Source organism: Actinomyces sp. 565, assembly GCF_010365615.1.
Lineage (GTDB): Bacteria > Actinomycetota > Actinomycetes > Actinomycetales > Actinomycetaceae > Actinomyces.
Map to the genome: position 1 here is coordinate 16,441 of NZ_PIZD01000073.1, position 3,688 is coordinate 20,128.

Below are 3,688 nucleotides of genomic sequence, written 5' to 3' on the forward strand. Positions count from 1 at the left end.
AGGAATACGATCCAGGGGTTGTATGCGGCGTAGACGCCTGCGGTGTCGATGAGGCCCATAATTCGGATCCAATCTGTTAACGGGCTGTAGTTGATGAGTCGCTAAGGACGGGTTCTATGCTTACCCATTTCATGGCGGACGGTATCGCCCAAATGGCTAGGCCGATTGGGGGAGTCTCTAGACCAGGCCCGCACGCAGGGCGTAGACGACGGCCCCGACGCGGTCCTGCACACCCAGCTTGGCGATCAGGGCGGAGACGTGCGTCTTGACGGTCGCATCGCTTACGCCCAGGGCGCGAGCGATCTGCTTATTGGTCTTGGCCTCCACCATGAGGGTCAGCACCTCGACCTCCCTGGGGGAGAGCGTGATCCCCGGGGGCAGGGTCTTGGCCGTGGTCTGAGGCTGAGATGGTGCTGTGGAAGCCGATGCAGCTGCCGTGCTTCGTTCGGGCCTGCCGGTGATGATGGACGAGGAGCTTGGTGAGAGCACCATGTTGCCTGCGGCGACGTGCCGGATGGTGGCGGCCAGTGTCTCCACCGGGTCCTCCTTGGCGATGAAGCCGCGTACGCCGGCGGCGAGGGCCCGGTCCATCACCGAGTCGGCTACGAAGGTGGTCAGTACGAGTATGGCGATCTCGGGGCGCTCGCGGTGCACGATATTCGCTAGCGCGATGCCGTCCAGACGTGGCATCTGCACGTCCACCAACAGCACTTGCACCTGAGCATCGGGTGTGTCGGAGCGCAGGATGTCGAGGGCATCCTGTCCGTCTCCGGCCGCCCACCTGACGTGGATGTCGTCACTGGCCGCGTTGGTGAGCAGATCGGTGAGGGCGCGGCGCACGAGTGCGTCGTCGTCGACTATGCCGACGTGAATCATGAATTCCTCTCAGGGGCGGTGGGTATGGGGTGGAAGTCGGCGAGGGGAACGGTGGCGGTGACCATCCAGGAACCGTTGTCGGACAGCGTGGTCAGGGTGCCTCCGATGGCTGCGAGGCGCTCGCGCATGCCCAGGATTCCGGTGCCCGAACGCGGGAGGTGCGCACTGGTGTCGCGAACCCGGTTCGTGGATACCAGTCGGATCACCTCTGGGCCCAGTGAGAGCGTCATGGTGACGGGGGCGTGGGGATCGCCGTGGCGGATGATGTTGGCGCCCATCTCCCGAGCCACCCGGGACAGGGTGCTGGCCTGAATCCGGGTGGGGACGGCATCACCCAGGTGCCGGTAGGTAATGTCGAATCCGGCTGCGGACACGTCCGCGCTGATCGCGCCGACGGCGGTGCTCAAGTCGCTGACCGCATTCCCCAGGCCGGTGGTCGTAGAAATGGACTGCTCTTGCTCCGAGGCGGGGCTGCGCAGAGTACGCAGCAGCAGGCGCAGCTCGTGAAGCGCATCTGAGGCGGTTGCCTCAATGGCGGTGAACTCATGGCGGGCGTGGTCCGAGTAAGAGGCATCGGCGGCGGCCCGCTGGGCGCGCAGGGCGGTCTGGGACATGGAGTAGGCCACGAGGTCGTGCATCTCCCGGGCGATCTCCAGGCGCATCTCCTCCAGCTGGGCATCCGCCTGCTCGGCGTCGGCCAGGCGGGATGCCTCAATGAAACGCACCAGCGCGCCTAGCGGAACCAGCAGGGCGCCCATAAGCGCTGTGTACCACAGTGTTCCTAGGCTATTTCCCATTTGGTTTCCCGGCGCGCTAAGCGACATCAATAGCACGGCCTCGCTGAGAAGCGTTGTGAGCAGCACCGAGAAGGCCGGCCATGGTGGGAAGAAACGTCCCAGGAAGAACAGGAAGGCCAGGTTGCTGATGGTGATGTCGGAGAAGTTCGCGGAGGGTATCAGGAGCAACAGGAGCCAACACACCAGATACGCTAAAACGCCGGGAACGGGGTGTAGTGGGATGAGTGTTATGAGCACCATAGCGGCCACCATGAAGGCGACGTCAATGGGTTTTGGCGCCTCCCGAATGACAACCTGGTTGCCGATCAGGTTCGCCAACCCGACGATCGCTCCAATGATGACGTACACGCGGCGGCGGGACATGGGCTCAGGGGGTTGTGCAAGCCCGCTGTACGCGCGTGCTGTCAGGGAGGCGATGGCATCGCCCAGCACCATCATGCACCCCCTCCGCCACGCAAGCTGTTATGTAGGTCACTCTAGCAATGGTTGCCGAGAGCGCCCCTGAGTCAGACATGACGGTTATGACATTAACTCTGGAGTGGGTGCGATACGGGTGAATCACGGCTGGGATCACAGTGGTATCGAGCACGTGGTTGGGCGGCGGCGTCCGTCGCCTCGGACGACTCAGCCGCGGTGGCGCGGGTGCGGTTCTTGGCACAAGCGCCGAGTCCGCGAGCAGGGCGGCGTCCCCGCAGGCGCGAATGCCCGAGGAGGGATGGGTGACGGGAATGGTACTTAGTTGAGGGGAGACTGCGCGCGAGGAGCGGTAGGCCGGAAGCGTCCTTGGGCCAGGAACAACCCCCACGGTCCGTAGGGAAGTTCCAGGTGACGGATGTGGGCCAGCTCAGCAAGCACCGCGTACCTGCCGTAGATCCAGGCGAGCACGGCTGCCAGCAGCAGGATGACGGCGCAGGTAATGGTGACCTGGAGGGGGTTCAGCATCTGTCCTGCCGCCACCAGTAGTGCGGTGCCGACGGCTGCGCAGGCGCTGGCGGTCGTCATGGTCTGAATTATTGCCTTGAGCGTGCTGAGCAGGCCGGCGTCGGTAATGGTGCCGCCCATGGCTGCCATTGAGGTAAGAAAAGTGCGGTAGCGACGTCGGGAAACGAAGAAGATGATGACGGCGGTGGCGAGACTGCCGACTATCGCGCTGAGGATCTCGATGGTCATCAGGGGACTCCTTCAGGATGGCGTCGCTCCGATCCTCACCGCAGCGAGGACCGGGCGCATCCCCCGATTGGATGAGCCGATCGGGGGGGCATGACCGGAGACACAGTGGCCTTTCGGGCGGTGTCAGGCGCTCTGGGGCAGCAACCGTGCCGACGCGACCTGACACGGGCGGCGCGCGCCGGCGCTTGTGGCGTGCGGGTGCCGTGAGCTCGAGCTATAGGCACATAGTGACGCGTTCGGCTTGCCGACCTCTGCAGGACGGCGCATAATGAAGGGGAGCCGCCAGGCTGCAACCGGGCGGCTCCCCGAGGTAGGAAGCTCATCCGAGCGACCTACTTAGGGCGAGAACCAGGACAGCGATAGCCCGGATGATCTGAGCAATGCCACTGCATATGGCGCTCAGCATCCGGGCCTTGTCGTTATCCCGGCTCATGGCATGGCTGTGCTTGTGCTTAGCCATGTCACCCACCTCCTCTCAGTACTCGATCTCCCGATGTGGACAGCGTTGGGTCGGGCGAAGAGTGCCGATGAAGGCGCCATAAGCCTATAGGAGTTCTTCTGGTTTGTGGGTTTGGCGGTTTGTCGGTTGGTGGCAGGTATGCGCGTCTGGTTGGGTTGGCGTGGCGGTGCCTGTGCCCTGGTCGACGGTTCGTGTGTTCTGTCCGGCGATTCGCGTGCCCTGGTCGACGGTTCGTACCTCGTGGTGACGGTTCGTACGTTCCGGCGCGACGGTTCGTACCTCGTGGCGACGGTTCGTACGTTCTGGTCGACGATTCGTACCCTGTGGTGACGGTTCGTACGGTAGGGGTACTGTGCTGTCTCCACACTTCTGGGACGGTTGAGTC

General features: G+C 63.8%; 3 protein-coding genes. All 3 read right to left on the minus strand.

Annotated elements, in window-relative coordinates; all coding sequences use genetic code 11:
- Positions 1-177 precede the first annotated feature (177 nt).
- The 3 genes from GZ997_RS12125 to GZ997_RS12135 all read right to left on the minus strand — a co-directional run bounded on the left by GZ997_RS12125 (position 178) and on the right by GZ997_RS12135 (position 2,843).
- Complete coding sequence (locus GZ997_RS12125) at positions 178-876, minus strand: response regulator transcription factor (protein ID WP_162680069.1); 699 nt, start codon at positions 874-876, stop codon at positions 178-180.
- Positions 873-2,036, minus strand: coding sequence for a histidine kinase (locus tag GZ997_RS12130; RefSeq protein ID WP_161925204.1), 1,164 nt, complete (start codon positions 2,034-2,036; stop codon positions 873-875). The genes GZ997_RS12125 and GZ997_RS12130 overlap by 4 nt, the downstream gene beginning before the upstream one ends.
- Positions 2,037-2,408: 372 nt before the next feature.
- Positions 2,409-2,843, minus strand: a complete 435-nt coding sequence (locus tag GZ997_RS12135; RefSeq protein ID WP_161923250.1) for a hypothetical protein — start codon at positions 2,841-2,843, stop codon at positions 2,409-2,411.
- Between the last annotated feature and the right edge of the window lie 845 nt (positions 2,844-3,688).